Origin of the sequence: Streptomyces sp. NPDC000151 (assembly GCF_040301705.1) — a bacterium.
Taxonomy (GTDB): domain Bacteria; phylum Actinomycetota; class Actinomycetes; order Streptomycetales; family Streptomycetaceae; genus Streptomyces.
On sequence record NZ_JBEPFC010000303.1, the window covers coordinates 1 to 1,614 of the forward strand.

Sequence of the window (1,614 nt, forward strand, 5' to 3'; positions counted from 1 at the left end):
GGACCACCAGCCGCGACAGCCCCAGCAGCCGGCACCGAGACCGCCGCGTGAGCCGCGTCCGCCCCGGCAGCGCAGCGCCAACCCGGTGCACATCCCGGGCCTGGGCTGCCTCAAGGGCTGTCTGATCATGATCGTGCTGATCGTGGTGGGCGCCTGGCTGATCTGGGAGCTGACCCCGCTGCAGGACTGGATCGGCCAGGGCCGCAGCTTCTGGAACCAGGTCAGCCAGTGGGTGTCCGACGTCTCCGACTGGGTGTCCACGATCGGCGAGGCCTCGAAGTCGGTGGGGGGCCGGTAGGCACCGCTCCCGCACGGACCCGGGGAACCGCCACCCGCCTCCGGAGTGGCGACGCCGGAGATTTATCGACATCCGGGAGATTTTTCCGGCGGAGAAGTGGCGGTTGACGGCGTCCGGGGCGCCGAAAGCGCCGCTGTCCGCGTAGTTTTGTCGCCAGCATCGGCCCCGGGGCGCCCCGGGGCCGCGGCCCCCGCGCATCCGCGCCGCGGGCCGTCACCTGTCGGACAAGACCCGTCGGAGCAGTCTTGGCACGGAAGATCGGCAGCCGGTACACCGCCCACCAGATCCTCGGTCGCGGCAGCGCCGGCACGGTGTGGCTGGGCGACGGTCCCGAAGGGGCCGTGGCGATCAAGCTGCTGCGCGAAGACCTCGCCTCCGACCAGGAGCTGGTCGGCCGCTTCGTACAGGAGCGCGCCGCCCTGCTCAGCCTGGACCACCCGCGCGTGGTCGGCGTCCGCGACCTGGTCGTGGACGGCAACGACCTCGCCCTGGTGATGGACCTCGTACGCGGTACCGATCTGCGCACCCGGCTGGACGCCCAGCGCCGGCTGGCCCCGGAGGCCGCGGTCGCCATCGTGGCCGACGTCGCCGAGGGCCTGGCCGCCGCGCACGCCGCGCGCATCGTGCACCGCGACGTGAAGCCCGAGAACGTCCTGCTGGACATGGAGGGCCCGCTCGGCCCGGGCGGCGCGCACCCCGCCCTGCTCACCGACTTCGGCATCGCCCGCCTGGTCGACTCGCCGCGCCGCACCCGCTCCACCCGCGTCATCGGCACCCCCGACTACCTCGCCCCCGAGATCATCGAGGGCCTCCCGCCCCGCGCGTCCGTGGACGTGTACGCGCTGGCCACGGTCCTGTACGAGCTGCTCGCCGGCTTCACCCCCTTCGGCGGCGGGCACCCCGGCGCGGTGCTGCGCCGGCACGTCACCGAACGGGTCGCGCCGCTGCCCGGCATCCCGGACGAGCTGTGGCAGCTGCTCGTCCAGTGCCTGGCCAAGGCCCCCGCCTCCCGCCTCCGCGCCCCCGAGCTGGCGGCCCGGCTGCGCGAGATCCAGCCCTCGCTGGCCGGCATCCCGCCGCTGGACATCGACGAGCCGGAGAGCGAGGAGGAGGCGGAGGAGGCGGCGGGCCAGGACGCGGTCCGCGAGGACGGCCCGTACCACCCGGCGGCGCCCGAGGAGGGCGGCCGGGTCCGCGGCGCGGTGCCGCTGGTCCACGGCGCGGCCCCGGACTCCAACCGGGAGACGCACACGAGCATGCGCGTGCCGGGCCCGGACGAGCTGGCCGGCGGGGCGCACGGCACGGCCCGCGCGCCC

Annotated in this window: 1 protein-coding gene and 1 pseudogene; both read left to right on the forward strand. The window is 75.2% G+C overall.

Translation table 11 applies throughout. The features are described 5' to 3' along the window. Positions 1 to 298: pseudogene (locus ABT381_RS35700) on the forward strand (serine/threonine protein kinase); the annotation flags it as partial. A gap of 245 nt (positions 299 to 543) precedes the next feature. Then, the coding region (locus ABT381_RS35705) for a serine/threonine-protein kinase (protein ID WP_351602263.1) at positions 544 to 1,614 on the forward strand (1,071 nt) is incomplete at its 3' end.